26 protein-coding genes are annotated in these 25,514 nt (G+C 60.0%); 16 read left to right on the top strand and 10 right to left on the bottom strand.

The window, feature by feature from the left end:
• Positions 1 to 38 precede the first annotated feature (38 nt).
• Entirely contained in the window at positions 39 to 2,381 is a 2,343-nt protein-coding gene (locus WD429_RS14025; RefSeq protein WP_368422956.1) for an LPS-assembly protein LptD, read from the bottom strand.
• Positions 2,382 to 2,688: 307 nt separating this feature from the next.
• On the opposite strand from WD429_RS14025, the gene WD429_RS14020 reads away from it, so the two are divergent.
• The 3 genes from WD429_RS14020 to WD429_RS14010 are packed head-to-tail and all read left to right on the top strand — an operon-like array spanning position 2,689 to position 5,190.
• Positions 2,689 to 3,729, top strand: a complete 1,041-nt coding sequence (locus WD429_RS14020) for an aminoglycoside phosphotransferase family protein (RefSeq protein ID WP_368422804.1) — start codon at positions 2,689 to 2,691, stop codon at positions 3,727 to 3,729.
• The gene (murU, locus tag WD429_RS14015; protein WP_368422803.1) at positions 3,726 to 4,418 is read left to right on the top strand and encodes an N-acetylmuramate alpha-1-phosphate uridylyltransferase MurU; all 693 of its coding nucleotides are present in this window, start codon (positions 3,726 to 3,728) and stop codon (positions 4,416 to 4,418) included. The genes WD429_RS14020 and murU overlap by 4 nt, the downstream gene beginning before the upstream one ends.
• Before the next feature lie 4 nt (positions 4,419 to 4,422).
• Positions 4,423 to 5,190 (top strand): DnaJ domain-containing protein, encoded by a 768-nt coding sequence (locus tag WD429_RS14010; RefSeq protein ID WP_368422802.1) that lies wholly within the window; start codon positions 4,423 to 4,425, stop codon positions 5,188 to 5,190.
• Here WD429_RS14010 and WD429_RS14005 read toward each other — a convergent pair.
• Positions 5,182 to 6,117 carry a DUF3530 family protein gene (locus WD429_RS14005; RefSeq protein ID WP_368422801.1) on the bottom strand — a complete coding sequence of 312 codons (936 nt, stop codon included), beginning with the start codon at positions 6,115 to 6,117 and terminating at the stop codon, positions 5,182 to 5,184. The genes WD429_RS14010 and WD429_RS14005 overlap by 9 nt on opposite strands.
• Positions 6,118 to 6,234: 117 nt before the next feature.
• On the opposite strand from WD429_RS14005, the gene rpe reads away from it, so the two are divergent.
• The 6 genes from rpe to trpC all read left to right on the top strand — a co-directional run bounded on the left by rpe (position 6,235) and on the right by trpC (position 11,905).
• Positions 6,235 to 6,921 (top strand): ribulose-phosphate 3-epimerase, encoded by a 687-nt coding sequence (rpe, locus tag WD429_RS14000; protein ID WP_368422800.1) that lies wholly within the window; start codon positions 6,235 to 6,237, stop codon positions 6,919 to 6,921.
• Positions 6,918 to 7,607: a phosphoglycolate phosphatase gene (locus tag WD429_RS13995; protein ID WP_368422799.1), complete on the top strand. Its 690-nt coding sequence runs from the start codon at positions 6,918 to 6,920 to the stop codon at positions 7,605 to 7,607. The genes rpe and WD429_RS13995 overlap by 4 nt, the downstream gene beginning before the upstream one ends.
• Positions 7,608 to 7,787: 180 nt before the next feature.
• On the top strand, positions 7,788 to 9,275 hold the full coding sequence (trpE, locus tag WD429_RS13990; protein ID WP_368422798.1) for an anthranilate synthase component I: 1,488 nt from the start codon (positions 7,788 to 7,790) through the stop codon (positions 9,273 to 9,275).
• Positions 9,276 to 9,291: 16 nt separating this feature from the next.
• A complete protein-coding gene (locus tag WD429_RS13985; RefSeq protein ID WP_368422797.1) occupies positions 9,292 to 9,870 on the top strand; it encodes an aminodeoxychorismate/anthranilate synthase component II in 579 nt (192 codons plus the stop codon).
• A gap of 14 nt (positions 9,871 to 9,884) precedes the next feature.
• The gene (gene trpD / locus WD429_RS13980) at positions 9,885 to 10,913 is read left to right on the top strand and encodes an anthranilate phosphoribosyltransferase (RefSeq protein WP_368422796.1); all 1,029 of its coding nucleotides are present in this window, start codon (positions 9,885 to 9,887) and stop codon (positions 10,911 to 10,913) included.
• 170 nt (positions 10,914 to 11,083) lie between these two features.
• Complete coding sequence (trpC, locus tag WD429_RS13975; protein ID WP_368422795.1) at positions 11,084 to 11,905, top strand: indole-3-glycerol phosphate synthase TrpC; 822 nt, start codon at positions 11,084 to 11,086, stop codon at positions 11,903 to 11,905.
• A gap of 139 nt (positions 11,906 to 12,044) precedes the next feature.
• Here trpC and WD429_RS13970 read toward each other — a convergent pair whose 3' ends face one another.
• The 5 genes from WD429_RS13970 to WD429_RS13950 all read right to left on the bottom strand — a co-directional run bounded on the left by WD429_RS13970 (position 12,045) and on the right by WD429_RS13950 (position 16,339).
• Entirely contained in the window at positions 12,045 to 12,659 is a 615-nt protein-coding gene (locus WD429_RS13970) for a DUF4202 domain-containing protein (protein ID WP_368422794.1), read from the bottom strand.
• A 14-nt stretch (positions 12,660 to 12,673) separates the two neighbouring features.
• The gene (locus tag WD429_RS13965) at positions 12,674 to 13,291 is read right to left on the bottom strand and encodes a glutathione S-transferase family protein (protein WP_368422793.1); all 618 of its coding nucleotides are present in this window, start codon (positions 13,289 to 13,291) and stop codon (positions 12,674 to 12,676) included.
• 86 nt (positions 13,292 to 13,377) lie between these two features.
• Positions 13,378 to 14,112, bottom strand: a complete 735-nt coding sequence (locus WD429_RS13960; RefSeq protein WP_368422792.1) for an alpha/beta fold hydrolase — start codon at positions 14,110 to 14,112, stop codon at positions 13,378 to 13,380.
• 2 nt (positions 14,113 to 14,114) lie between these two features.
• Positions 14,115 to 15,215 carry a M14 family zinc carboxypeptidase gene (locus tag WD429_RS13955; RefSeq protein ID WP_368422791.1) on the bottom strand — a complete coding sequence of 367 codons (1,101 nt, stop codon included), beginning with the start codon at positions 15,213 to 15,215 and terminating at the stop codon, positions 14,115 to 14,117.
• Positions 15,216 to 15,364: 149 nt separating this feature from the next.
• Positions 15,365 to 16,339 carry an META domain-containing protein gene (locus WD429_RS13950; RefSeq protein ID WP_368422790.1) on the bottom strand — a complete coding sequence of 325 codons (975 nt, stop codon included), beginning with the start codon at positions 16,337 to 16,339 and terminating at the stop codon, positions 15,365 to 15,367.
• Between the two features lie 147 nt (positions 16,340 to 16,486).
• Between WD429_RS13950 and WD429_RS13945 the strand changes: the two genes are divergently transcribed.
• Positions 16,487 to 17,224 carry a glutathione S-transferase family protein gene (locus WD429_RS13945; RefSeq protein WP_368422789.1) on the top strand — a complete coding sequence of 246 codons (738 nt, stop codon included), beginning with the start codon at positions 16,487 to 16,489 and terminating at the stop codon, positions 17,222 to 17,224.
• On the opposite strand, the gene WD429_RS13940 is transcribed toward WD429_RS13945, so the two are convergent.
• Entirely contained in the window at positions 17,214 to 18,212 is a 999-nt protein-coding gene (locus WD429_RS13940; RefSeq protein ID WP_368422788.1) for a helix-turn-helix domain-containing protein, read from the bottom strand. The genes WD429_RS13945 and WD429_RS13940 overlap by 11 nt on opposite strands.
• Positions 18,213 to 18,347: 135 nt before the next feature.
• Here WD429_RS13940 and WD429_RS13935 point away from each other — a divergent pair, with 135 nt between their 5' ends.
• The 3 genes from WD429_RS13935 to WD429_RS13925 all read left to right on the top strand — a co-directional run bounded on the left by WD429_RS13935 (position 18,348) and on the right by WD429_RS13925 (position 21,338).
• Positions 18,348 to 19,313, top strand: coding sequence for a sterol desaturase family protein (locus tag WD429_RS13935; protein ID WP_368422787.1), 966 nt, complete (start codon positions 18,348 to 18,350; stop codon positions 19,311 to 19,313).
• Positions 19,314 to 19,323: 10 nt separating this feature from the next.
• Positions 19,324 to 20,259 carry a lysophospholipase gene (locus tag WD429_RS13930; protein ID WP_368422786.1) on the top strand — a complete coding sequence of 312 codons (936 nt, stop codon included), beginning with the start codon at positions 19,324 to 19,326 and terminating at the stop codon, positions 20,257 to 20,259.
• A gap of 194 nt (positions 20,260 to 20,453) precedes the next feature.
• Complete coding sequence (locus tag WD429_RS13925) at positions 20,454 to 21,338, top strand: alpha/beta fold hydrolase (RefSeq protein WP_368422785.1); 885 nt, start codon at positions 20,454 to 20,456, stop codon at positions 21,336 to 21,338.
• Positions 21,339 to 21,372: 34 nt separating this feature from the next.
• Here the strand turns inward: WD429_RS13925 and crp are convergent, their stop codons facing one another.
• Positions 21,373 to 22,014, bottom strand: coding sequence for a cAMP-activated global transcriptional regulator CRP (gene crp / locus WD429_RS13920; RefSeq protein ID WP_007153756.1), 642 nt, complete (start codon positions 22,012 to 22,014; stop codon positions 21,373 to 21,375).
• Positions 22,015 to 22,240: 226 nt separating this feature from the next.
• On the opposite strand from crp, the gene WD429_RS13915 reads away from it, so the two are divergent.
• The 3 genes from WD429_RS13915 to WD429_RS13905 all read left to right on the top strand — a co-directional run bounded on the left by WD429_RS13915 (position 22,241) and on the right by WD429_RS13905 (position 24,616).
• The gene (locus WD429_RS13915) at positions 22,241 to 22,663 is read left to right on the top strand and encodes an OsmC family protein (protein ID WP_368422784.1); all 423 of its coding nucleotides are present in this window, start codon (positions 22,241 to 22,243) and stop codon (positions 22,661 to 22,663) included.
• 169 nt (positions 22,664 to 22,832) lie between these two features.
• Complete coding sequence (gene speD / locus WD429_RS13910) at positions 22,833 to 23,624, top strand: adenosylmethionine decarboxylase (protein ID WP_368422783.1); 792 nt, start codon at positions 22,833 to 22,835, stop codon at positions 23,622 to 23,624.
• Positions 23,625 to 23,758: 134 nt separating this feature from the next.
• Positions 23,759 to 24,616, top strand: coding sequence for a pirin family protein (locus tag WD429_RS13905; RefSeq protein ID WP_368422782.1), 858 nt, complete (start codon positions 23,759 to 23,761; stop codon positions 24,614 to 24,616).
• Between the two features lie 16 nt (positions 24,617 to 24,632).
• Here WD429_RS13905 and WD429_RS13900 read toward each other — a convergent pair whose 3' ends face one another.
• Complete coding sequence (locus tag WD429_RS13900; RefSeq protein ID WP_368422781.1) at positions 24,633 to 25,499, bottom strand: phosphoribulokinase; 867 nt, start codon at positions 25,497 to 25,499, stop codon at positions 24,633 to 24,635.
• Positions 25,500 to 25,514 lie beyond the last annotated feature (15 nt).

Below are 25,514 nucleotides of genomic sequence, written 5' to 3'. Positions count from 1 at the left end.
CATCAACATTCGTTCTGTGCATCGCCCGCTGTGCGATCTCAGTTGTATCCGCTGCCCGGGCCACCGAAGCGTCGGCGTTCCCGCTCTTCAAACCCGTAAATGGCTTCGGAGATCCGATCCGAGGAGCCTCCACTGCCGCCCAGCCCCTTGAGCTGGATCTGGAACAGCACGCGGCTTTCCAGTTCCTCGTCGTCGGTCAGAGCGTTCTGGTGAACCACCTGAACGCTCCAGCAACAGTTGTTGTATTCAATACCTGCCAGCGAGCCGACGGTGCGGTCCAGCTGTGAATCCCACACCCAGCGCCCGATCAGACTAACACGGTCTGTGACAGGAAAAACTGCCCCGATATCCGTCTGTTCCAATTCATTTCGACTGTAGGTGTGCCCGAAGCTGGCCAGATACCGGTAATCCTTCGAGTGAAAAATCAGTTGGCTACGGCCTTCCTCGGTTTGTTGGGTGTCCGGGTCCCACAGGCCAGTGCTGCGTATATCCAGCGTTTCCAGGGGGCGCAACAGCACCTCACCCGCCAGGGGTGAGTCGCTGCGATCATCGCTGCCGGCCCCCATCAGGGTGACATCGCGATCGTCGTAGTAGTGGACCTGGCCGATACTGAAACGGGCGCGCTCGGCACCGGTGACCAGGTCATTGAAACGGCTGGTCAGGGCCACCGTCAGCTGGTTGGCATCCCCGACCCGGTCACCACCGGTAAAGCGGTTGCGCTGGAACAGCTGGTCAAAACTGAAGGACCTCAGGGCCGAGTCAAAATCGGGGATGTCATTCTGGTCTTGCGCCTCGGCATCGGCGTACGCGTAGTAGAGTCTCGGCTCCAGGGTCTGGTTGTAGGGGATATCAAACAGGCTGGACTGACGGTCGAAATACAATCCGGAATCCCATTCGAACACCGGCACCGTGCGGTCAAAACCGGCACGGCCGGGTTCGTAGTCTTCCAGTTCATAACGGGTGTAATCCAGGCTGACGGACGGGCGGGTATAGCCCCAGAGCTCTCGCAGCGGCAGGGCCACCTCCGGGATCGCCCGTAACCGCTGACCATTGGCGCGGTCCAGGCCAGCCAGCTCGGTATTGTCCCGGTAAAAGTAGGTGTATTGGCTTTCCAGGTTGGTTTCCACCGGCCCCAGGTCTGTGGTCATACCGTAGATGACTTCCGGCAGCTGGGCGTAGGGCCTGTTGCGCTCGGCGATCCGGTCGCTAATGGTCTGATAGCCGTTCAGATACGCTTCGAAATACTGTGCCGAATCCTGATACCGGGCACCACCACGACGCTGCAGATGCGTAGTCTGGTTGATTCCCAGCCCCTGATTCAGGTCGCTCAGGTAATCGTCATCGCTGACCACCGAGTAGTCGCCGTAGGCGGACCAGCCGCTGCCGAGGCCCGCCCGGGTGGTGAAATCCAAGGCCCAGCGTTCGCCGTCTTCACCCGGAAATTCGTTCTGGTATTCCAGATCGTTGCTGATGTAACCCACCTGCAGCACCGATTCGCCCAGGGTGCTCAGGTAACGGCCTTCCGCCTCGTTGAACAGCCCCCGGCCATGGATGTATTGCGGGGTCAGCGTGGCATCATAATGAGGAGCCAGGTTGAGGTAGTAAGGTACCGAAAGATACGCACCGCTGCCCGCGTTGGAAGTGCCGAACGAGGGGTACAGGAAACCCGTCTTGCGGCGATCATCAATGGGGAAACTGGCGTAAGGCCAGTAAAACACCGGTACGTCCTTGATTCGAAGTCGCACATTGCGGGCGGTGCCAAAACCCTCGCCCTGATCCAGGTGAATGTCCGACGCCACAATCGACCAATCGTTCTGGTCCGGAGCACAGGTGGTCAGCGAACCGTCATGGATCAACACTTCGTCTTCGGCGATACGGGACAGCTGACCGGCGGACCCACGCAATTCCGCTTCGTGCAACAGGAAGGTCGCGGTGTTGATATCAAGCTGGCCGTTGCCGACGTCATAATCCGCTTCGTCACCGGTCAGCAGAAACGCTTCGCCCCGACTGACCAGTGGCCCGGTTACCGCAACCCGGCCACCGACCTGATCGTACCTCGCTTCGGAGCCGGTCACCGTGAACCGGCCCTGGCGCACCCGCACGTCGCCCTGCAAAAACAGCTCGGAATCCAGCTTATAACGCGCCGAGAGCCCACTGGCCTCCAGCGGCTGATCGCCATCCGGCGTTGATTGGAACAGCGCCTGCGGATCCTCGCCGGCCACCGGCATCGACATTTCCGATGGCAGGTACCCGCCTTCACAGAATGCCGGCAGGGTATCGCGCACGAATTCAGGCAACTCGGCGCGGGGCCGCCAGTCAATTTCCGCGGCCGAGGGGGCCGTTTGCGCGACCACCGCCGACGCCGGCCACACCGACACCACCAAAGTGAAGACGGTACCCGGCCCCCAGCATTGCCACCACGAAGCCTGCCGCCGTATGCGCCACAACCGGCTCGCCGGTGATTGCAGGTTCCTTGCTTGGGCTGGCACGGTGATCGGGTTCCTGTGCAAGTGGGCGTGTGGTTCCGGGGGGTTTTACAGCGGCCTAGTTTACACGGCACCCCACGCCTTGTTAACGGAAACCCTACTTTGCAGCGAAACCGATTTACCCTCTCCGTGCGGATCTGCTAACTTTCAGCTCTAACAGCCCCCATGTCTCATTCACTTTCTCAGGATAGTCGCCCGTTCCATGGATACCCGCCTGCAGATGCTGACCCAGTGGGTCCGACAGTTCCCCGGCCTTGAACAGGCCGCCCCCGTTGCGGTGTCTGGCGACGCCAGCTTTCGCCGTTATTTCCGGGTAGTGGCCAGTACCCCGACTAATCCGCGCCCCCTCATTGTCATGGACGCACCGCCGGCCCATGAGGACTGCCGCCCGTTTGTCGCCATTGCCAGGCACTGGCACGCGCAGGGCGTTGCGGTGCCAGCCGTGGTGCAGGAAGATTTGCAACAGGGCTTCCTGCTACTGGAGGATTTCGGCGATCGCCTGATGCTGGCGGAGCTGAATGCCAACACTGCCGACCGGCTCTACCAGGGCGCACTGACAGAACTGGTGCGTATCCAGCAGGCCAGCGACGCCCCGGACCACCCACTGCCGCCCTATGACACCGCGCTGCTGGACCGGGAAATGGCGTTGTTCCCGGATTGGTTACTGACCCAGAAACTGGGCATTTCCCTCTCCAACGGTGAGCAGGCCATGCTCGACACGGCTTTCGCCTGTCTGCGCGAGAGCGCCCTGGCCCAGCCGGAAGTCACGGTGCATCGCGATTATCATTCCCGCAACCTGTTGATCCGAGACGGCACTGACACCCCGGGCGTCATCGATTTTCAGGACGCCGTTCGCGGGCCGGTCACCTACGACCTGGTATCGCTGTTGAAAGATTGTTACATCCGCTGGCCGGAAGCGGACATTGCCCGCTGGGTGGAGCATTATCGCCAGATCAGCCTGGACGCCGGTCTGCATCGGGCCGACAGCGACACTTTCCGGCAATGGTTCGAGCTGATGGGCATGCAGCGACATCTGAAAGCCGCGGGCATTTTTGCCCGGTTGTCACTGCGCGACGGCAAGGATAACTACCTGGCTGACATTCCCCGTACCGTTCACTACCTGATCGAAGCCAGCGCCAGGCAGGGTGCCCTCCGACACTTCCACGAATGGTTGTCGCAAACCGTTATGCCGGCCATCGAGCAGACCATCGGCCCGGCTCCAGCGGAGGCAATTCCTAAGTGAAAGCCATGATTCTGGCCGCCGGCAAAGGTGAACGCATGCGGCCGCTGACACTGACCACCCCGAAACCGTTGCTGGAAGCCGGCGGCAAGCCGCTGATTGTCCATCACCTTGAACGGCTGAAGTGCGCAGGTGTGGATCAGATCGTGGTTAACCACGCCTGGCTTGGCGACAGGATCGAAGCCGCCCTGGGCGACGGCACCCGCTTCGGGTTGCGTATCGACTATTCCCCGGAAGATACCCCGCTGGAGACCGCCGGGGGCATCGTCAAAGCCTTGCCGATGCTGACCTCGAACAACGAAGACTGGTTTCTCGTTATCAACGGCGACATCTGGTGCGATGTCGATTTTTCCCGCCTGACACCTCCGGACAATGCCGATGCGCTGCTGGTGCTGACGGCCAACCCGACCCATAATCCGGCCGGTGACTTTCACCTGGATCCTGATGCGATGGTTTCCGCCGAGGGTGCGGACAAACTGACCTTCTGCGGCATCAGCCTGCTCCATCGCCGGTTGTTTGACGGACAACCCCAAGGCCACGCGGCGCTCGCGCCGATCCTGCGTTCGGCCATGGCCAATAAGCGCGTCAGGGGGGTTGCCCATCACGGGAAGTGGATGGACATCGGCACTCCGGAGCGGTTGCAACAGCTTGACCACTGGCTGCGCGGTGATCAGAGGACAGGGCAGGAGTAGACCGATGGCAACCGGCAAGCACGACACCGCACTCCCTGCCCGCATTGAAGCGGAATTCTCCGACCTGCTTCAGGAACTGGCCTCGTGCGGGCATCAGGCCAATGAACTGGTTCTGCGCACCAGCTTGCCGCGCTGGTGTCGGCGCAGCCTGTTCTTTTTCCTCGGCTACATTGCCAAGTCGGAAGGGCGGGTAACCGAAACCGATATCGGCTTCGCGGAAGCGATGATGAAAGCCCTCAAGCTGTCCCTGCGACAACGCCGAAAAGCCATTCACTGGTTTCAGAAAGGCAAGCGCGCCGAGGGCATTCCTGCCCTCAAGGCGCTGGGCCTGAAAATGACGAGCTACCTGTGGCCGTCCCCGGCACTGCGGGTGGCGATATGCCTGTGCCATGCCACCCAGTTGCAGGGTCGCCCCGCAAAACCCCGACGCTACCGTTGCGAAGACGCCATCGACCAGATCGGTCTGCCGGTCGCAGTCAGCGACGAAGTACTGGAGAGTTACGCTTCGAAAGTCTGGATCACCCAACCGGAAAGTCGGCCGGCACCCACCAGCTACGAGCAGGCCTGCCAGCTACTGGGGGTAACCCGCCGCGAATCTCTGGATGACATCAAACGGGCGTACCGCAAAAAAGTATCGGAATGTCACCCGGACAAACTGGGCCAACAGGCGCTTAACAACACCGAGCGAGCCCAGGCCAAAGACCGGTTGCTGCGCTACCAACAAGCCTGGGAATTGATCAAGCGCCGTCATAACCCGCGCGATTCAGATTGACCGCAGCCATGACTGGATACGATTAGCCAACATTGCCGCCTCACGAGGTTCGGGACGAACACCGGTGCCGACCAGCTGCAGCTGATAACCCTGCGCGCCGGCTTTTTTCAGCCTGGCCGCCCGTTTTCGGGGCGACAGACTCGCCACCTGCGGGCGAGCGCTGTGCATGTCAAGAACCGGAAGCGCCCCCACGCTGGCAAGCAGTTCGCCTAGCGCCGACTCATCCGCGGGATAGAAACGGGGGGCCACCCAGATCAGTTGATCGCCCGTGCCGGCGGCTGCGGAGCGGGCCACATGCATGGCAGCGGCCCCCACACCAACCAGCACAATCCGTTCGTACCCGCGCTCCTGCAGATTCGTAGCCGCCGCACTCAGCCGGTCCTGGATACGAGTCCGGTACTGATCCTCGGCATCCTCGAGCTCGCCATCCTCCATCACATCGATCATCACCGAGCTCGGGTCCTGGCTTTCGTCTTCCTGCCGTTCCGGTCGCCTGGCGTCAGCCAGCCGCCAGGCGCGCTGAAGCTCATAAGGTGGCGCTTCCAGCCCCAGCGTCATTACGCCCCAGCCATTGGCGGCAAAGGGTTCGCCAAGGGCACCCAGAAGCTCGGAGGCAGCGGACTGGCCTTCATCGGCCAGCATCAGCACTGCGCCTTTGGCGGGAGCCTCCAGTTCCGGCTCAAACAGTGCCAGCTCCGCGCCGTCGCCCTCCAGGTCCAGCCAGATAGCCGTGTCGGGGCGCTGGGCTGCGATGACGTCCGACCCAAGCCCCGAAGACACCACTGCACGCTGTTTCTGCGCCGGTGTTGCGACGGTCTCAGCCTCTTCTTCGCCGACGGCCGCACCCGCCAACCCCAGGGTCAGGGTCAGAATCAGCCATCCCAGGAAGAATACCCGGCGCGTGTATCGATTGTTCAGGTTGCTCACAGGCTCTCACTCTTTCGCTGCGAAAAAACATCGCCAAACTGCTAGACTAACATCCGTTTTGGGTTTGCGGCAGAAACTGCAGACCACGCCATTATCAAACGTTGTGAGAGAGCTGTCATGAACCCTTACCTGATTGCACCATCCATCCTGTCCGCCGATTTTGCCCGCCTGGGCGAGGAAGTTGACCAGGTGCTGGCCGCAGGCGCCGATGTCGTGCACTTCGATGTGATGGACAATCATTACGTGCCCAACCTGACGATTGGCCCCATGGTCTGTGAGGCATTGCGCAAGCACGGTGTCACCGCGCCCATTGATGTCCACCTGATGGTGTCCCCGGTGGACGATCTGATCCGCATGTTCATTGATGCCGGTGCCAGCTACATTACCTTCCACCCGGAAGCCTCCAGCCACATTGACCGCTCGCTGCAACTGATCCGCGAGGGCGGTTGCAAGGCGGGTCTGGTGTTCAACCCGGCCACCCCGCTGCATTACATGGACCATGTGATGGACAAGCTGGACATGGTACTGATGATGTCCGTAAACCCCGGCTTCGGTGGCCAGAAGTTCATTCCCGGCACCCTCGACAAGCTGCGGGAAGCCCGCAAGCGCATCGATGCCAGCAACTACAACATCCGCCTGGAAATCGACGGCGGCGTTAAAACCGACAACATCCGCAACATCGCCGAGGCCGGTGCCGACACGTTTGTTGCCGGCTCTGCCATCTTCAACACGGACGACTACAAAACCACCATCGACGCCATGCGCGAAGAGCTGGAACAGGCCCGCAAGGTGATCAGCCAATGAGCCTCGCCGGGCTGTTCAATGCTCGCTGGCCCGGCGTTGCCCTGTTTGATCTTGATGGCACCCTGGTAGACAGTGCGCCGGATCTGGCAGCGGCCGTGGACCAGATGCTGGCGCACCTGGGTCGCTCACCCGCCGGCATTGACCGTGTCCGGAACTGGGTCGGCAATGGCGCGGCGGCGCTTGTGCGCCGGGCGCTGGCCGGGCAGACCGACTGGGAACCGGCGCTGCCAAAAGACGAGGCGCTGTTCAAGGATGCCCTGGCCATTTTTTACCACGCCTACGGCACCCTCAACGGTCATCACTCCGTGGTTTACGATGGTGTCGAGGCCTGCCTGGCTCACCTGAAAAATCAGGGCTGCCGGCTGGGCGTGGTCACCAACAAACCGGAACAGTTTGTGGCACCGTTGCTGGAGCGGATGGGGCTGGATCACTGGTTCGATCTGAGTGTTGGCGGCGATACCCTGCCGGTGAAAAAACCAGACCCGGCCCCTCTGCTTCACGCCATGGAAAACCTGGGCGGTACCCGGGGCACCACCGTGATGGTGGGAGATTCCGCGGCGGACATAAACGCCGCGCTGGCCGCCGGCATTCCCTGCGTGGCCGTTCGCTACGGCTATAATTACGGGCCTGCGGTGGACACCCTGGGCGCGGATGCAGTGGTTGATTCGCTGGCTGAGCTTTTGTAATCTCATAAGGAACTGACATTGAACCTTTCATTACGGGAGATTCCTGCCATGCAGGGACTGAATCTGACTGCAGCGCGAGGCGTCCTGACAACCCGCGCAACACGATGGTGGCGATGGCGCACTGGCTGAGTAAGCCCGGCTTTCACCCACAATGCAGATCAGATTTCAGGAATCCGTGATATGACACCCGAGCAATTTGCCGAGCTCGCAAGCGCCGGCTTTAACCGCATCCCCGTGTACCGCGAGGTACTGGCCGATCTCGACACGCCCCTTAGCACCTACCTGAAGCTCGCCAGCGGGCCCTACTCCTATCTGTTTGAGTCCGTGCAGGGCGGCGAAAAGTGGGGCCGTTACTCGATTATCGGTTTGCCCAGCCACGAAGTGCTGAAGGTCTTTGACCATCGTGTGGAGATCAGCCGCGGTGGCGAGATTGTGGAAGCGCAGGAGGTGGACGATCCGCTGGCCTTTGTGGAGTCCTACCAGCAACGCTTCCACGCGCCCGACCTGGACGAACTGCCCCGTTTCAACGGGGGCCTGGTGGGTTACTTCGGTTACGACACCGTCCGCTATATCGAAAAGCGTCTGCGCAAGAGCTGCCCGCCGGACCGTATCGGCACGCCGGACATCCTGCTGATGGTGTCCGATGAAATCGTGGTGTTCGACAACCTGCGAGGCAAGCTGCACCTGATTGTGCACGCCGATCCGGCGACTGAAAACGCGTTTGATAAGGCCCAGGCCCGCATTGACGAACTGGAAAATCGCCTGCACCGACAGACCGCCGATGCGCCCCGCACCCCGGAACACCTGCGCGGCAAAACCGTAGATGAGAGCGACTTCATTTCCGGCTTCAGCCAGGACAGATTCGAAGCCGCCGTGGACAAGATCAAGGGCTACGTACTTGACGGCGATATCATGCAGACGGTGATTTCCCAGCGCATGTCGATCCCGTTCGAAGCGCCGCCGCTGAACCTGTACCGTTCGCTGCGGGTGCTGAACCCATCGCCGTATATGTACTTCCTGGATCTGGAAGACTTCCACATTGTCGGCTCCTCCCCGGAGATCCTCGCGCGTGTGGAAGATGAAGAAGTGACCGTGCGTCCCATCGCCGGTACCCGCAAACGCGGTGCCACCGATGCCGAAGACAACGCCCTGGAAACCGAGCTGCTGGCCGACCCCAAGGAAATCGCCGAGCACCTGATGCTGATCGACCTGGGCCGCAACGACGCCGGCCGGGTTTCGGAAACCGGCACGGTGAAGTTGACCGACAAGATGATCGTGGAGCGCTATTCCCACGTCATGCACATTGTCTCCAATGTGATCGGCCGCCTGAAAGCCAACACCAGCTGCCTGGACGTACTGCGCGCTACGCTGCCCGCCGGCACTCTCAGCGGCGCGCCGAAAATCCGTGCCATGGAAATCATCGATGAGCTGGAGCCGGTAAAGCGCGGCGTTTACGGCGGCGCGGTGGGCTATCTGTCGTTCAACGGCAACATGGATACCGCCATTGCCATCCGTACGGCGGTGATCAAGGACAACACCCTGCATATCCAGGCCGGTGCCGGCGTGGTGGCCGATTCGGTGCCCCGCCTCGAGTGGAAAGAAACCATGAACAAAGGCCGTGCGATTTTCCGCGCGGTGGCCATGACCTACAACGATTTCGACCACTGAGGCGGAGGACAAAATTATGTTGCTGATGATCGATAACTACGATTCCTTCACCTACAACGTGGTGCAGTATCTGGCGGAACTGGGCACAGACGTGCAGGTTCACCGCAACGATGAAATCACCGTTGAAGAAATCGAAGCCCTGAACCCGGAACGCCTGGTGATTTCTCCCGGCCCCTGCACACCCAACAAGGCCGGTATCTCCCTGGAAGTGATCCGGCATTTTGCCGGCAAACTGCCAATCCTCGGCATCTGCCTGGGCCATCAGGCCATTGGCCAGGTCTACGGCGGCGACGTTATCCGCGCCGGGCGCGTGATGCACGGCAAGGTGTCCCCGGTTTACCACGAGAACACTGGCGTCTTCCGGGGCCTGAGCAATCCACTGCAGGCCACCCGCTATCACAGCCTGGTGATTGACAAGACAACCCTGCCCGACTGCCTGGAAGTTACTGCCTGGACCCGCAACGACGACGGCTCCGTTGAGGAAATCATGGGGGTTCGCCACAAGACCCTGGCGATTGAAGGGGTACAGTTTCATCCAGAGTCTATTATGACCGAACAGGGTCACGAACTGCTGCGCAACTTCCTGCGAACGTAACAAGAGGCTGACACATGGATATGAAAGAAGCTCTCAACCGCATCGCCTCCAACCTGGACCTGACCCGGGAGGAGATGAATGACGTCATGCGCATCGTGATGAACGGCGATGCCACCGATGCCCAGATCGGCGCGTTTCTCATGGGGCTGCGCCTGAAAAGCGAAACCATCGACGAGATCACCGGTGCCACCGAAGTCATGCGCGAGCTGGCCACCAGGGTGACCGTGAACGCCGAGCCGCTGGTGGACATCGTCGGCACCGGCGGTGACGGTGCCAACCTGTTCAACGTGTCTTCTGCCGCGTCTTTTGTGGTGGCCGCCGCTGGCGGCTTCGTGGCCAAACACGGCAACCGTGGCGTGTCCTCGAAAAGCGGCAGCGCCGATCTGATCGAGAAAGCCGGCATCAATCTCAACATGAAGCCGGAAGAAGTGGCCCGCTGCGTGGAGCAGATTGGTGTCGGCTTCATGTTCGCCCCGGCCCATCACGGCGCGATGAAGCACGCCATCGGGCCGCGAAAAGAGCTAGGCTGCCGCACCATTTTTAACATCCTCGGCCCGATGACTAATCCGGCAGGCGTCAAGCGACAGCTGATCGGCGTGTTCACCCGCGAACTGTGTCGTCCCATGGCAGAAGTGCTGCAACGTCTGGGCGCCGAGCACATCATGGTGGTGCATTCCAAGGACGGGCTGGATGAGATCAGTCTGGCCAGCGCCACCCACGTGGCCGAGCTGAAAGATGGCAAGATCACGGAATACGACATCACCCCTGAGGATCTCGGCCTCAAAAGTCAGACCCTGGTCGGCCTGGCGGTGGATTCCTCCGACGAATCCCTCAAGCTGATCAGAGCCGCCTTCGGCCGCGGCCACGATGAAATGGCCGAGAAAGCGCGTGACCTGATTGCCCTGAATGCCGGTGCCGCTATTTACGTCGCCGGGTTGGCAAAGACTGCCAAAGAAGGCGTCGACATGGCGCTGGATGCCATGGGTTCTGGCCTGGCGGCCGGCAAGATGTCGGAACTGGCTGATTTTTCTCAGTGTTTTTAACTAACTAAGACTGCGAACTTTGGAGCAGGACGATCCGGTGGGGCAGGGCTTTCCAAAACACGCCCGTAAATACGTCCCTGTAGGGCTTGGCTGCAGCCATCCACGGCTGCAGCCAGTTTTGGAAAGCCCTGCCCCCCACCGGCTCTGGCAAACTATTAAGCAGGCCCGTAATGAGTGAGAGACACCTGGATAAAACCCCGACCATTCTTCGGAAAATCGTTGATCGGAAATGGGAAGAAATCGACGAGCGCAAACCAAACGTCAGCATTGCAGACCTGAAAGCCATGGCTGGGGACCAACCGCCCACACGGGGCTTCGCCAATGCCCTGCGCACGCGAATTGAGTCGAATACACCGGCGGTCATCGCCGAAATCAAAAAAGCCTCGCCCAGCAAAGGCATCCTCCGTGATCCGTTTGAACCGGAAGTCATTGCCGAGAGCTACGAAAAAGGCGGTGCGGCCTGCCTGTCGGTGCTCACCGACAAAGACTTTTTCCAGGGTCACGAAGATTATCTGGTTGCCGCCCGCAACGCCTGCAGCCTGCCGGTCATCCGCAAAGACTTCATGGTCGCGCCCTATCAGGTGTACGAAAGCCGCGCCATCGGTGCTGACTGCATCCTGCTGATCGCCGCCTGCCTGACCAAAGACCAGATGCAGGAACTCGAAGGCATCGCCCACGAGATCGGGCTGGACGTGCTGGTGGAAGTGCATAATGGCGAAGAGCTGGACGATGCGCTGACCCTGAAAACGCCGCTGGTGGGCATCAACAACCGCAACCTGCATACCTTCGATGTGTCTTTGGACACCACCTTCGACCTGCACCAGCGGATTTCATCGGACCGGCTGACCATCACCGAAAGCGGGATCATGACCCGTGAGGACGTAGAGGCCATGACCAGTCGTGGGATTTATGGTTTTCTGGTGGGTGAATCGTTTATGCGAGCAACACAGCCGGGCCAGAAACTCGAGGAGCTGTTCTTTACAGAGGACTGACTCGAAGGTCGGAACAGGCCGGCGGGTAGGTCGTGCCGAAATCGTGCGGAGCCATGGATGGCGGAGCCGAGCGTACAGGGACGTATTCACAGCGTATTTCGGCACGACCTACCCGCTGGCCTGTGCAAATTAACGAGAGTTACCCTCCAGTATCAGCTAACGCCTCCTGAAGAAGCTCCAGCAAATGCGCTGGCATACCTCCTGCCAGCTTAAGCGCCGCTTCATGCCCCCGCGGCGACATCTTGCCCCAGGTGCGGCGCACGATGCGTAGCCATTTTTCACGGTCGTAATCGGCCTTTTCCTGGTAGAAATCGGCAAAGTACCGCTCCAGAAAGACCATACAGGCGACATCTTCCAGCAACTGGGTGTCGGCATCGTTCCGCAACTCCCGCTTGGTCAGGATGACCTCAACCCGATCGCATTCGTCCTGGGGATAACCGCAGCCCGCCATGACCTCTGCCGCCCGGCGGCCGTGCATCCGGCCACAGGCCTGACGCCACTGATAATAGGCTTTGCGCCCTTCCGGGTACTCCTTGCGCGGCAACGTCCAGCGTTCGATATGCTGGGCACGACAGGCGATCTGCATGCGTTCGGACGGTGAAGATTCCAGGGCAAACAGCCAGCGGGTCATATGCTGGCTGTAGGCGTATTCACGAGGCAGGTGGTCTTCGCCCACCTGCTCCCGGTTCGGGTCCTCGCGGTTGGCGCGGTCGATGGCCGCAAGAGCGCAGGTGAGTTGATCTGATTGGCTCATCGGTGCCGTCATCGTTATACCTGCGCCGAGGGCCGAGCCTTGATGCGATCGAACCACGCCTGCAGATTGGTCTGTTCCGGTTTGATGCGGATGTTGACGACCTTGGCAAACGCCACCGTGGTGAAGGCATTGATGTCCGCAGCCGTGAACTGATCGCAGCAGATAAACTCTTTGCCCTCCAGTTGCTTGTTGAGGAAGTGCAGGAACTTCTCAACACCAACACCGCACTCCTCGCCCCACTCTTTGATGGGGTTCATGCGGTCCTTGAAATAGCCGCTGGTGTGTTGAAAACACATGCCGGTGGGCATGAAAAAGTACAACTCGATCCAACGCAGCCACTGCTCAACCAGGGTTTTTTCCAACGCGGTTTCACCCAGCAGTTTCGGGGCGTCAGGGTAACTCTCTTCGAAATAGCGACAGATCGCCATGGTTTCCGCCACGCTGGTGCCGTCATCCAGCTCCATCACCGGCACTTTCTTCATCGGGTTTCTGGCCACGAATTCCGGGGTCAGGTTTTCCCCCTTCTGGATATCGATCTCAACAAACTCGGCTTTGTCCAGCAGGCCCTTTTCGGCCATGAACATGCGGACCCGACGCGGGTTGGGGGCGGTTTTGGTTTCGAAGATTTTCATTATTCTGGCTCCGTCGCTGAGGATAAACTCGTCACAAAACACCGCAGAGACTGACGCGAAAGACCAGTTGCGTCAAGCAACTGATATCAGCGTATCAGCCATCGCTGTAACTGCGAGACAATCCACTCCGGGTCATCAAGGGGCAGATCATGCCCGGCCTCGGGGTGCAGTTTCAGTGTCCACTGCCAGCGCTGCTCCAGCACCTCGCTGCATCGCCAGTGAACGATACGGTCGGTTTTACTGGCCAGCAGCAAGGCATCGGGAAGGGGCCGGCGTTGAAGCGGCCGAAACGCGGCGGCCGCCCTGAGTTGTCGCACCGCCGTACGCAGGGACACCGGGCGCTGGCGCTGAATGCTGTACCAGTGTTTGATCGTTTCCAGTGCCGGGGCACGGTTGCAGGTCAGCCGGAGTATGTCCGCTTCGCGGTCAAACAGTTCACGCCGCGCCAACAGTCTTGCTATGCGCGGCCAGGCCCCCGGCCGCATCCGGTGCCAGGGCGGGCTGAACCCGGAGCTGACGTTGATCAGCACCAGCGCCTGAATCTCGCCCTCAACGGCATGCTGGGCCCAGTCCAGTGCGATCATGCCCCCCATGGACAGCGCCAGAATACCGTAGGGACCCGGGATGTGACTGACCTGACTCTGTACTTTCTCGCGAATGCCTTCAATGGTGTCCGGACAGGGGTCGCGGTAATGCACACCGGTACCCGGCAGGTCCACCGGGTGAAAACAGTGCTCGGGGAACGCCCGCCGCAGCCTGTCCGGGAAGGCCCCCCAGTGTGACTGCTCCCGCGTCAGGCCGCGCAGTAGTATCCAGTGCATGGCTATTGCTGATCCCTATACCAGTGCATGATGGCCGCTTCCCTGAGCATGGACTCCTCAGCCCCTTGCGGCAACCAGTTGCGATAGCTGGCGGTAGCGTTCAACAGAAAGTCCATGAACGCCAGATGACTGCGCAACACCCGCTTGTGGCGATGGGGTGCCAACGGGTTGAACAGGCCATCAAGACGGAACAACTGGCGGGGCCGCTTACGCACCCAGCGCCATGAGCCCATTTCCAGGGTCAGGGGAATAAAGGTCCCGGCACTGTCGCGATTGATGCGTTTGTAGAAATAATCCCACAAGTCGCCGTGGGTCAGGTAGTGGCGGGACTGGGGCTCAAACCGGTAGGTGTGATCGGGCCAGGCCTGTTCCCAGATCAGCTTCAGGGCCATCACCGACGCAATCTTACGCATGGGCCGGCGGCGGTAGGCGTAAGGGAACCAGATCTGATCCTGCCAGCCGAAACCGGAATGGCAATCCAGCGCAAGGCTGAATGGGCGGCCCGGCAGCAGATTACTGATAACGGACTCCAGTGCCCGGTTCTCCGCCTCCATACCGGCCTCGGGATCGCCGGTATACCAAGGCAGCCGGGGCGAGACCTTCTGGCCGCCCAGTAAAAATGCGCTGCGGTCCTGGGCGATGATCGGGGCATTGCGCATCAGGTCAACGCCATTGGGGTTGCTGCGCTGATTCTTGTACATGCCACCGGGGTTGAGAATCGGCAAGAAGGTAATGTGTACCCGATCCAGCAGGCTCCTCAGAGATTCATCCCAGGCCATTCTGGCCAGCAGGTTCCGCATCCACGCCATCACCACCTGAGTGCCTATCCGCTCGAGCCCATGCACGCCGCCCACCAGGAGAATGGCTGGTGCGTCGGCGGCCTCGGCCCCCATATCCACCCGGTAGACCGGCAAGGTCAGCGGCCCGGTCTCGATGCGCTCAATCACACTGCAGCGAACCTGCTCCGGCGCTTCCGCCAGCGTGCGTTCCAGCGACACCAACTCCGGCAGAAACGTGCGTAACAGGTGGCGTTGCCGGCGATCACGGGTGGACTGTTCGCTGGTAATGGCGGAATGAGGCGTGAGGTCTCTCAGCTCGGTCATGGTCGGCTCCGGTCAGTGTCGACCTTTCAGTATGCCGGCGAATGGCTGCAACTATATGACAGCCCTTTGCTGAACCCCCTGACGGAACTGTTTGCGGAAGGCATCGTCCGGCTCCGGGAAAACGCGCGGATTCCAACCATACTGGCGAGTTACGGCTTACCGGAGGGCGGATAAGCCCGCAAGGTTTTACCGGATGGCGTGCTCAGAATCAGCTCATCGCCGGGCGCAATGCTGAACCCGTTCACCTCCGCCATGATCTCCAGAAACCGCTGTTCCTGTTCCACCAACGCCTGATCACAAGCCATTAACGTACCGGCCTCCAGATCAAGCAACAGCACTTCTCCGGTCAGAGTCCAGCTACCTGTATAACGGTTACAGGACGCCTGGCCTACCAAACGGTTGTCGTTCAGAAAGGCAATGGTTACTTGGGACTCATCAAAGGCACCGTAACCGCCGATGTCGTCCACCACCCATTCAACGCCCTGCAACAACCGCTCAGGATCACCACCGCAGCCGGTCATTACCTCATCGTTAAGGCGCAACCGCACTTGATTGGGGTACGGCATGCCCGACATGGAATCCACGCACAATTGCGGTGCCACGTCCATTGTCAGTCCCAGTCCGTCTCGCCCGGCGCGAAGGGTCTGGCCTTTGTCGTTACGCTCAGCCACCCTGGAAACCAGCGTTTCCGTGGCTTCCTCAAGGCGGCTCAGAGTCAGCTCGTTGCCTACGAGGGCGATACGCCAGAACGGTTCATTGCCCCTGGCGCTAAAGGGAGATCCGAGAGCGCTTCCCACCCGGCACTCCGGGTAGTCGTACCCCTCAAGCGACAGCGAAGCGGTGTCGCCTTTGCTCCAGAATACCGAACGAGCATCGCCGATCCGCACGAAACGTGCCCCGGAAGCGCTGCTCTGATGTTTCATCTGATACTTTTTGTCGCCATGGGTCAGAACCAGCCGCCCGGTTGATGGCCGGTAATCCAGGTCAATGGTCGCCTGGCCGCAATACATTCGTTCAGCGGGCGGTTCCACGATTTCTCTGCTATCAACGCTCGAGGCACAGCCGGTGGTAAGCATCGCCGCGACCAATACAACGCTGGCGGCGACGATTTTTTTCAGTGTCATATATCTATCCCTGATATTTACGTTTGAAGGGTGCGCATTTTAAAGGGGACCCACCAGAAATGCGAAGGCTGTCTTGCCATTGCCGGGTCTTCTTATCTGCCGCTGTCCGTTCTATGCTTGCAACCCTTGCTGCAGGAGCTGCCCCCTATGACCATCAAACTGTACCAATTTGCCATTTCACCCTACTGCGAAAAGGTCCGCTGGGCGCTGGACTACAAAGGATTGCACGCAGAAATCCAGAGCCTGTTGCCAGGCCAGCACCTGAACACCGTCCGTAAACTTACCCGCGCCGATTCTTCCGTACCGGTGCTGGATCACGATGGTCACATCGTTCAGGGTTCGGCGCAGATTCTGGATTATCTCGACGACACCTTCCCTGACAAGCCGCTCACCCCGACCGATGCCACGGAAAAAGCCGCCGCACTGGCGTGGGAGCAGCGCCTGGACAGCGAGGCCGGCCCGGCGGTGCGGTGCTATGCCTACCACCATTTTTTGCAACGCCCGAAGGTGATGGTGCCCATGCTGGCGGCCCAAACGCCCTTCTACAATCGCATTGTGCTCAAACTGGCGTTTAGCCGGGTCGACGAAATCATGCGCAAGTGGATGAAGATCAATGAAAAAACGGCTGAAACCTCACGCCAGACCATGGAAGCGCTGCTGACAGAGCTGGCTGACGTCTACCAGACCCGGCCCTTCCTGGTGGGCGACGGGTTTTCCCGCGCCGACCTCACCGCGGCCAGCCTGTTTGCGCCGATGTTCCAGCCAGCGCAGTATCCGGTACCCTGGCCCAAACCCGGCCGCATTCCCAAGGAAATCCAGCATTGGCTGGCGCAATGGCAACCGCAGCTGCAGACTCTGGAAAAGGTCTACCAGGCTAACCGCTGATGTGCCGGCGAGCCCGCCCGGGTGAGGTGCCGGTCCAGCGCTGATAGGCCCGGGTAAACGCACTCTGTTCGGAAAACCCGAGCAGCAGGGCAATATCCGTGAGGGTCAGTGACCCGTCGCCCAGGTAATTCCTGGCCAATTGCTCGCGGCTGCGGTCCAGCCACTGCTGCCAACTGAGATGATGGCTGGCGAGCCGGCGTTGGAGTGTTCTGGGTGACATATGCATGGCCCTGGCCGCCCTCGCCAGTGTTGGCTCGCCATCCGCCAACAACCTGAGCAACACGTGCTGCAATTGCCGTTCGGTTTCCGAGCCGCCGGGCAAGGCCCGCAACAAAGCCTGGGCCTGCCGATCCAGCAGGGCTCTCAGCGTCGGGTCCCGCCGCGGCATCGGTATGCCCATATACGCCAACGGGAAGCGCACCCGCACGTGGCTGTCACGCCAACCAACCGGGCACCCGAAAAAGCGCTCATAAGCCTGGGCTGATTCGGCATCCACCGCCCCCAGAAAAGACACCCAGGACGGCGGGGGCGGATCGTCAATCTGACGCCGGAGAAAGGTCACCAGTGCCGCAATGGCGGCCCCATCCGCCTGTTGCCCCAACTCGTCCTCAGACGGCGGCCAGCGCATCTCCGCCTGATCGCCCTCGATGACAATTTCCGCCAGAGTGGCCCCGTAAAACAGCGTTTCGTACCGCTGGTAGGCCAGCATGGCCTCACCCAGAGTATCGGACGCCAGCACCAGGTAACCGAGCACGCCGACATGACCGGGGCGCACACAGCTGCCCACAGCCAGCTCCGGTGCGACCTGACCGGAACACAGCGCCAGGCCACGGGCCAACAAATCACGCCACACTGGCACGGGCACGTTGTCCTGAGCCGACCATCGTGCCAGCTCTGGCCGCAGGGCGGGTGCATCCAGGTCTTGCTGGTCCAGCCAGTCGGCCAGCAATCCGGTCCAGGCACCGGTCACCCGCATCACTTTCGCCATTTAACTCGCTCGCCTCACTTTCATCCAGTGACTGATTGGCGTTGATTATCAATTTAAAGGCGTAAATCGTCAATTCTTGTTCCGCCATTCGAGTAAAAATGACCTCATCACAAGACTGAACAAGTGGACATTGCCATGGCTCTTTACGACATGATGCTGACCGTACTGGAAAACAGCGGCCTGCTGCCGCTGTGGGAGGCCATTGCCCCTTGGCTGGCGCTGGACGAGCGGCAACTGATTTTCATGATTGCCACCCCCGCGTTCATCGCGGTTGCCCTGTGGGAGTACCTCAAAATTCGTCATAACCCGGCGCTGATGGATAGCCGCGAGGCAGTGCGCAACTTTGCCCTCGGTGCCGGTTACCAGGGCACCGAACTGCTCTTTGCCGGGGTTATCGCGTTTCCGGTTTACGCCCTGTGCTACCACTACCGGCTACTGGACCTCGAGCTCAACTGGCTCACGGCCGCCCTGACCTTCTTCGGTGTGGATTTCTGCTTTTACTGCATGCACCGGTGCAGCCATCGCATGCGCTGGTTCTGGGCGGCCCATGTGGTGCATCACTCCTCGGAACGGATGAACTTTTCCACTGCGATGCGCCAGAACGCCACCAACATTTTCAATGGCATGTGGATCTTCTACCTGCCCCTGGCGCTGATTGGCTTCAACCCGCTGTGGATTGGCGTCGCCTATGCCCTGTCCCTGGTGTACCAGTTTTTCATCCACACCACCCTGGTGGGCCGCCTGCCGCACTGGGTTGAGTTTGTGTTCAACACCCCGAGCCACCACCGGGTCCATCACGGCCGCAATCCCGGTTACATCGATCGTAATTATGGCGGTACATTGATCGTCTGGGACCGCCTGTTCGGCAGTTTTGTGGCTGAAGACGCCAACGAGCCGCCGGAGTACGGCATTACCCGGCCGGTACGGTCCAACAATCTGATTGTGCTCTGGACCCACGAGTACGTGGACCTGTTCCGCGCGATGGTTCAACCCGGCACTCTGGGTGCTCGGCTGTCGCACCTGTGGCGGCCACCCGAATGGGAGCGTTCCGAAACCAGCGGGGATTCGCTAGACTGCGAGACTGACAACAAAAAACGATAAGGAGATCACCGTGCCCGAGCAGTCCGTCAGCCTGAGCACCCCCGATGGCCACCAGATCCGGGTCCACACGTTCGAGCCAACAGAGCCCGACGCCACCCTGGTGATTGCCCACGGCATGGCGGAACACAGCGGCCGTTACACCGAACTCGCGCGCTGGCTGGCCAATCGCGACATCGCCGTATTCATCTACGACCACCGTGGTCACGGTAGCGCCTGCCATGGGGAGGACCTGGGGCATTACGCCGATGACCAGGGCTGGCAGAAAGTCACCAGCGATCTGGCACGGGTCATTCAGTGGGCCCGTGAACGGTATCCAGATACACCGCTGGCGCTACTGGGCCACAGCATGGGTTCGTTCATTGCCCAAAGCTACGCCCAGAACCATGCCCACCGCCAGGAGGCCGGCATCGACCGGCTCATCCTCAGTGCCACCAACCGTATTCAGCGCGCGCAACTGCAGGCTTCCAAAGCGTTTATCGGCACCATCGCCGCCTGTTACGGCAAGCGCCATCGCAGCAACGCCGTGGCGAAAATGACCTTCGGCAAGTTCAACAGCCTGTTCCGCCCGAACCGCACCGACTACGACTGGCTAAGCCGGGATGAACAGCAGGTAGATCGCTACGCCACGGACCCGCTGTGCGGTTTTCAGTGCACCACGGGGTTATGGCTGGATTTCATCGGCGGCATGCTGTCGATCGACCCCCGCCAGTGGCGCAAGGATCTGCCGGTGCGTCTGATATCCGGTGACTGCGACCCTGTTGGCGAGATGGGCAAAGGCATTCGCCAACATTATAAAAATCTCCAGCAGGCCGGTATCGCCGATGTCACGCTTTCGCTGTTCCCCGGTGGCCGTCATGAGATGCTCAATGAAACCAACGCCGCCGAGGTCTGGCAGACGCTCTACCAGTCACTCCCCGGTGTCTCCGCTCCCCCTGAAAATACCTGACCACCCGACGACGCCGGGAAATCATCCGCAAAGCCCGCCAGGATAGCCTCAGCACTGACACCTTCTACTCCACACAGGGAGCGCACACGAGCCCCGAATGGCAAACGGTCTGGCCCGCTTGGCACGGGCATTCTTTTCGCTCGACCGCTAACCTGTCGGTTTGCCTTTTTACAGCGACGCAGCGGGAGCGAATCATGGCCGCACAACAACATTGGGTGAACAACAACGGTGTCCATCTGTACGTATGCACCGAGGGTTCACCCGCCGCTCCGCCCCTGGTGCTGGTTCATGGCTACCCGGACAACCACACCGTCTGGGACAAGGTGACCGAGCTGCTCGTCGATCGCTATTTCGTCATTCGCTACGATGTGCGTGGTGCCGGGCGTTCCGACAAACCGGCGCGTACCCGGGACTACCGAATGAGCCACCTGGCCGACGACCTGAGCGCGGTGGTCAATAAGGTGATTCCCGGCCAGCCCTTCCACCTGGCCGCCCACGACTGGGGCTCAATCCAGAGCTGGGAATCCGTCACTCACGGCCCTCTGAAAACCCGCATTCTCTCCTATACCAGTATTTCCGGCCCGTGCCTGGATCACGTGGCGTTCTGGATGAGAAACAACGTTACCCGGGTGCGTGAGGGCGGCACACGAAAAGTGGTTGGCCAGTTGGCAAGCTCCTGGTACGTGGCCATGTTCCAACTGCCATTGCTGCCCGAAACCCTGTGGCGCGCTGGGCTTGACCGGATGTGGCCAGATTATTTGCGCAAACGGGAGCAGGTCAGCGAGGCGAATTTCAGCCGCTTTCAGCGGGACGACGGACGTTATGGCGTGAAACTGTACCGGGCCAATTTCTTGCCCAGATTACTGCGGCCGGAGCCAAGACAGGCGGACTGCCCGGTTCAACTGATTGTCCCGAAAGCAGATAATTACGTGAGGGAACAGCTATTTGAGGGACTGGAGAAGTGGGTGGGCAAGCTCAGCCGCCGGGAAATCGACGCACCCCACTGGGTACTGCTGACCCAGCCCGATGCCATTGCCGGCTGGATCGACGGCTTCGCGAAGCAGGCAGCCCGCGCCTGACGATGCTGACAACCGGTGCGGCGCGAGGCAGTAGTTACCGCGTGCCGTACACCACCATGGTCTTGCCCTTCACTCGCACCAGGCCCTGGTCTTCCAGGGTTTTCAGCACGCGGCCAACCATTTCCCGGGAACAGCCAACAATGCGACCGATTTCCTGACGGGTGATCTTGATCTGCATGCCGTCCGGATGTGTCATGGCGTCTGGCTCTTTGCACAGATCCAACAGGGTACGCGCCACCCGGCCGGTGACATCCAGAAACGCCAGATCGCCGACTTTACGGGTAGTCTGGCGCAGGCGCGATGCCATCTGCTCGCCAATGAAATACAGCACCCGCGGGTCCTGCTGGGCAATTTCGCGGAATTTGGTGTAGCTGATTTCAGCCACTTCACATTCGGTCTTGGCTTTCACCCAGGCGCTGCGGGAATCCATGTTGTCAAACAGGCCCATCTCTCCGAAGAAATCTCCGGCGTTGAGGTACGCCATGATCATTTCGCGCCCGTCATCGTCCTCGATAATGACCGTGACAGAGCCCTTGACGATGTAAAACAGTGAATCACTTTTGTCACCCGCATAAATAATGGTGCTCTTGGCGGGGTAACGCCGGCGGTGACACTGCGAAAGGAAATAGTCCAGATGCTTGGTTTTCTGCTCAACCGGCTTGACGATAGTGGCCATAGTGCGAGTCATGCCTCCTAAAACTGGCGGGGTCCGATGTTTGTTATTTACCCGGCTTTCCATGCGGGGTTTTTCATTTTTTCAGAAAATCAGCGCAACTTATAACAAGAAGGCCCGATTTCAGCAACCAGAAACAGTATACACCACCATCACTGGCACGGCTGCCGCACTCCACCGTATGTGCTAGCATCCGTACCAGAACCTCTCGTATCGCGGAGTCACCACCATGAAAGCAACCATAGACTGGGCTGGCAACGCCAGCTTCAAGGCCACCAGCGGAACCGGGCACACCGTACAGATGGACGGCCCGCCGGACCACGGTGGCGAAAACCTGGGCCCGCGCCCGATGGAGCTGCTACTCATGGGCCTGGGCGGGTGCTCTTCCTTTGATGTCATGAGCATTCTCAAGAAGAGCCGACAGGATGTCACCGCGTGCCACGCCGAGCTGGAAGCCGAACGGGCAGACGCCATTCCGTCGGTGTTCACCCGCATTCATCTGCACTTTGTGGTGACCGGCGACAGCCTGAAAGAAAACCAGGTCAAACGCGCCGTCAGCCTGTCGGCGGAAAAATACTGCTCGGCGTCCATCATGCTAGAGAAGGCCGGCGTTGAGATCACTCACAGCCACGAGATTCGTGAAGCGGAATAAACGGCTGCGAAGACTATTCAACCCCAACTGCGGTGTGCATAATACGCAACTTTCTCCGCCGGTCTGCGCAAAAGGTGAACAACCAGGTCAGTAGTCGGTGGCGGCCTCACCAGAATGTCCGAACAGGCATTCTGGCGTCATTCATCTCCATTCTCCTGAGGGGCTGAGCATGGAATCCAAACTCCAGCTGCACGGTTTCAACAACCTGACCAAATCCCTGAGCTTCAACATCTACGATATCTGTTATGCGCAGACCGAAGAACAGCGTGAAGCCTACATCGATTACATCGACGAGATGTACAACGCCGAGCGGCTGACCCAGATCCTCAGCGATGTGGTCAAGATCATTGGTGCCAACATTCTCAACATCGCCCGCCAGGATTACGAGCCCCACGGCGCCTCGGTCACCATGCTGATCGCCGAGCACGAACTTTCCAACGGCGAACCTGACAACGAAGAATCGCCCGGCCCACTGCCCGACACCATTGTCGCGCACCTGGACAAGAGTCATGTCACGGTTCACACCTACCCGGAAAGCCACCCTCATGATGGTGTGAGCACGTTCCGCGCTGATATTGACGTGTCCACCTGCGGTCTGATCTCACCCCTGAAGGTGCTGAACTACCTGATCCACAGCTTCGATTCCGATGTCGTCACCGTGGATTACCGGGTACGGGGCTTTACCCGCGATGTAGACGGCACCAAGCACTACATTGATCACGACATCAACTCAATTCAGAACTATCTGACGGAAGACACCCAGAACGCCTACCAGATGATCGACGTCAACGTGTACCAGGAAAACCTGTTCCACACCAAGATGATGCTGAAAAACTTCAACCTCGATAACTACGTGTTCGGCGTGAACGCCAGTGATCTGGACCCGGCCGAGGCTCAGTCCATCGAAGATCGTCTGCGCCGCGAGATGCTGGAAATCTTCTACTCCCGCAACGTGGAGTAAAGCGCACGGCCATGACCGGCGGAACCCATTCCGCCGGTCATTCAGTTTTTTTGATGCCTCCCCCCGAAAATCTCCGTTTTATTTTCGACGGCCTCCAGCGTTTAATAGCTTAATACCCACGCGAGGAGGACACCATGACATTACGACCCGTGAAACAGACCATTCCCGCTCTGGAGACATCGGATGGTGCCGGCGTGAGGATCAAGCGGTCCATCGGTCAGCAGCAGACCATCCGCATGGACCCGTTTCTGATGCTGGACGAGTTCGGCTCGGACCAACCCCAGGATTACATCGCCGGCTTCCCCTCCCACCCGCACCGGGGCTTTGAAACCGTGACCTACATGATTGAAGGCCACATGCTCCATGAGGATCACCTGGGCAACCGGGGCAACCTGAAGAACGGCGGCGTACAGTGGATGACAGCCGGACGCGGCATTGTGCACTCGGAAATGCCCCAGCAGGAGTCCGGCCGTATGCGCGGCTTCCAGCTCTGGCTCAACCTGCCGGCAGCGGAAAAAATGAAGCCGGCTGGCTACCGCGACCTCCAGCCGGAGGACATTCCGGGCTTTGAGGTAGACGGTGCGCGGCTGAAACTGATTGCCGGAGAAGTCACCCTCGGCGGCGTGAAGATGGCCGGCGCGGTGACAGGAGGCAGTACCCAGCCGCTCTACATTGATCTTCATCTGGAGCCGGAGGGCGCTTTGTCATTACCCGTTGAGGCAGCGCTGAACGCCATGCTGTACCTCTATGAAGGCAATGCCACCCTCCGGCACGATGAGCAAGCGCAGCCGCTCGCCGTCGCCACCGCCAGCATTCTTGGGGACGGTGATGAAATCCGTGTGGAAGCCGGCCCTGAGGGCGCACGATTGCTGCTGATTGCCGGCAGGCCCATCAACGAGCCGATCGTGCAATACGGACCTTTCGTGATGAACACCCGGGGGGAAATCGAGCAGACCCTGAAAGACTTCCGGGATGGCCGCCTCACCGCCTGACCGCTCGGCGGAAATGTCAGGCGAACGGCTTCTGCGCCATTAGCCGTAACACCATGGGCCTCAGGATGAGGTCCATGGCCAGTCCAAGCTTGGTACCCGGTATCACCAGAGTGTCGTGACGGGACACGCTGCTGCCACCGATCATCTGCAGCAAGTTGGGAAAGTCCACCTCCGAGGCGTCGCGGAAGCGAATCACCACCATGCTTTCGTCTTCGGTGGGCACATCCCGGACCACAAACGGATTCGAGGTGTCGACCAGCGGCACCCGCTGGAAGTTAATGTGGGTTTGGGCAAACTGGGGCACGATGTCGTGCACGTAGTCATCCATCCGATTGATGATGGTTTCCACCACCGCTTCCTGTGAATAACCGCGCTTGTTGGTATCCCGGTGAATTTTCTGAATCCACTCCAGGTTGACGATGGGCACCACCCCAATCAGCAAGTCCACATACTGGGCAATATTGTAAGTGTCGCTGACAACCCCACCGTGCAGGCCTTCGTAGAACAGCAGGTCGGTTTCCGCCGCCAGCGGCCCCCAGGGGGTGAACGTACCGGGCTTGTGCCCCGCCGCCATCAGCGCCTGGTCTTCATCGTGAACATACTGCCGGTGCTGGCCATTGCCGGTGTGACCGTAGTCGTAAAACAACGCTTCCAGCTTGTCGACGTGGTTGGCGGCCAGGGCAAAGTGGTTGCGCTCCCCGAACTGACCCTTCGCCGCCAGCCGGGCCATCTGCTCTCGGGTGTAGCGGTGAAAACTGTCACCGCTGACCATCGCCGCCCGCAGCTCCTCGCTGGTGAACATGCGGCGGAAAATCTGCCCGGTGGTTGTCGTCCCCGCGCCCGAGGACCCGGTCACTGCAATAACGGGATGACGTTTTGACATGGCGATACAGAGCTC

Source organism: Marinobacter sp., assembly GCF_040904845.1.
GTDB lineage: Bacteria > Pseudomonadota > Gammaproteobacteria > Pseudomonadales > Oleiphilaceae > Marinobacter.
The sequence above is the reverse complement of the archived record's forward strand: the minus strand, read 5'-3'. Positions and strand labels throughout refer to the sequence as shown.

Coding starts and splice junctions, on each gene's coding strand:
- WD429_RS14010 (WP_368422802.1), top strand. CDS start 4,423: ATGGCAACCGGCAAGCACGACACCGCACTCCCTGCCCGCATTGAAGCG.
- WD429_RS13940 (WP_368422788.1), bottom strand. CDS start 18,212: ATGGCGAAAGTGATGCGGGTGACCGGTGCCTGGACCGGATTGCTGGCC.
- WD429_RS13955 (WP_368422791.1), bottom strand. CDS start 15,215: ATGACCGAGCTGAGAGACCTCACGCCTCATTCCGCCATTACCAGCGAA.
- WD429_RS13970 (WP_368422794.1), bottom strand. CDS start 12,659: ATGAGCCAATCAGATCAACTCACCTGCGCTCTTGCGGCCATCGACCGC.
- WD429_RS13915 (WP_368422784.1), top strand. CDS start 22,241: ATGAAAGCAACCATAGACTGGGCTGGCAACGCCAGCTTCAAGGCCACC.
- WD429_RS13945 (WP_368422789.1), top strand. CDS start 16,487: ATGACCATCAAACTGTACCAATTTGCCATTTCACCCTACTGCGAAAAG.
- WD429_RS13925 (WP_368422785.1), top strand. CDS start 20,454: ATGGCCGCACAACAACATTGGGTGAACAACAACGGTGTCCATCTGTAC.
- trpC (WP_368422795.1), top strand. CDS start 11,084: ATGAGTGAGAGACACCTGGATAAAACCCCGACCATTCTTCGGAAAATC.
- speD (WP_368422783.1), top strand. CDS start 22,833: ATGGAATCCAAACTCCAGCTGCACGGTTTCAACAACCTGACCAAATCC.
- WD429_RS13905 (WP_368422782.1), top strand. CDS start 23,759: ATGACATTACGACCCGTGAAACAGACCATTCCCGCTCTGGAGACATCG.
- WD429_RS14020 (WP_368422804.1), top strand. CDS start 2,689: ATGGATACCCGCCTGCAGATGCTGACCCAGTGGGTCCGACAGTTCCCC.
- rpe (WP_368422800.1), top strand. CDS start 6,235: ATGAACCCTTACCTGATTGCACCATCCATCCTGTCCGCCGATTTTGCC.
- WD429_RS13935 (WP_368422787.1), top strand. CDS start 18,348: ATGGCTCTTTACGACATGATGCTGACCGTACTGGAAAACAGCGGCCTG.
- WD429_RS13900 (WP_368422781.1), bottom strand. CDS start 25,499: ATGTCAAAACGTCATCCCGTTATTGCAGTGACCGGGTCCTCGGGCGCG.
- WD429_RS13965 (WP_368422793.1), bottom strand. CDS start 13,291: ATGAAAATCTTCGAAACCAAAACCGCCCCCAACCCGCGTCGGGTCCGC.
- crp (WP_007153756.1), bottom strand. CDS start 22,014: ATGGCCACTATCGTCAAGCCGGTTGAGCAGAAAACCAAGCATCTGGAC.
- trpD (WP_368422796.1), top strand. CDS start 9,885: ATGGATATGAAAGAAGCTCTCAACCGCATCGCCTCCAACCTGGACCTG.
- WD429_RS13985 (WP_368422797.1), top strand. CDS start 9,292: ATGTTGCTGATGATCGATAACTACGATTCCTTCACCTACAACGTGGTG.
- trpE (WP_368422798.1), top strand. CDS start 7,788: ATGACACCCGAGCAATTTGCCGAGCTCGCAAGCGCCGGCTTTAACCGC.
- WD429_RS13995 (WP_368422799.1), top strand. CDS start 6,918: ATGAGCCTCGCCGGGCTGTTCAATGCTCGCTGGCCCGGCGTTGCCCTG.
- WD429_RS13960 (WP_368422792.1), bottom strand. CDS start 14,112: ATGCACTGGATACTACTGCGCGGCCTGACGCGGGAGCAGTCACACTGG.
- WD429_RS13950 (WP_368422790.1), bottom strand. CDS start 16,339: ATGACACTGAAAAAAATCGTCGCCGCCAGCGTTGTATTGGTCGCGGCG.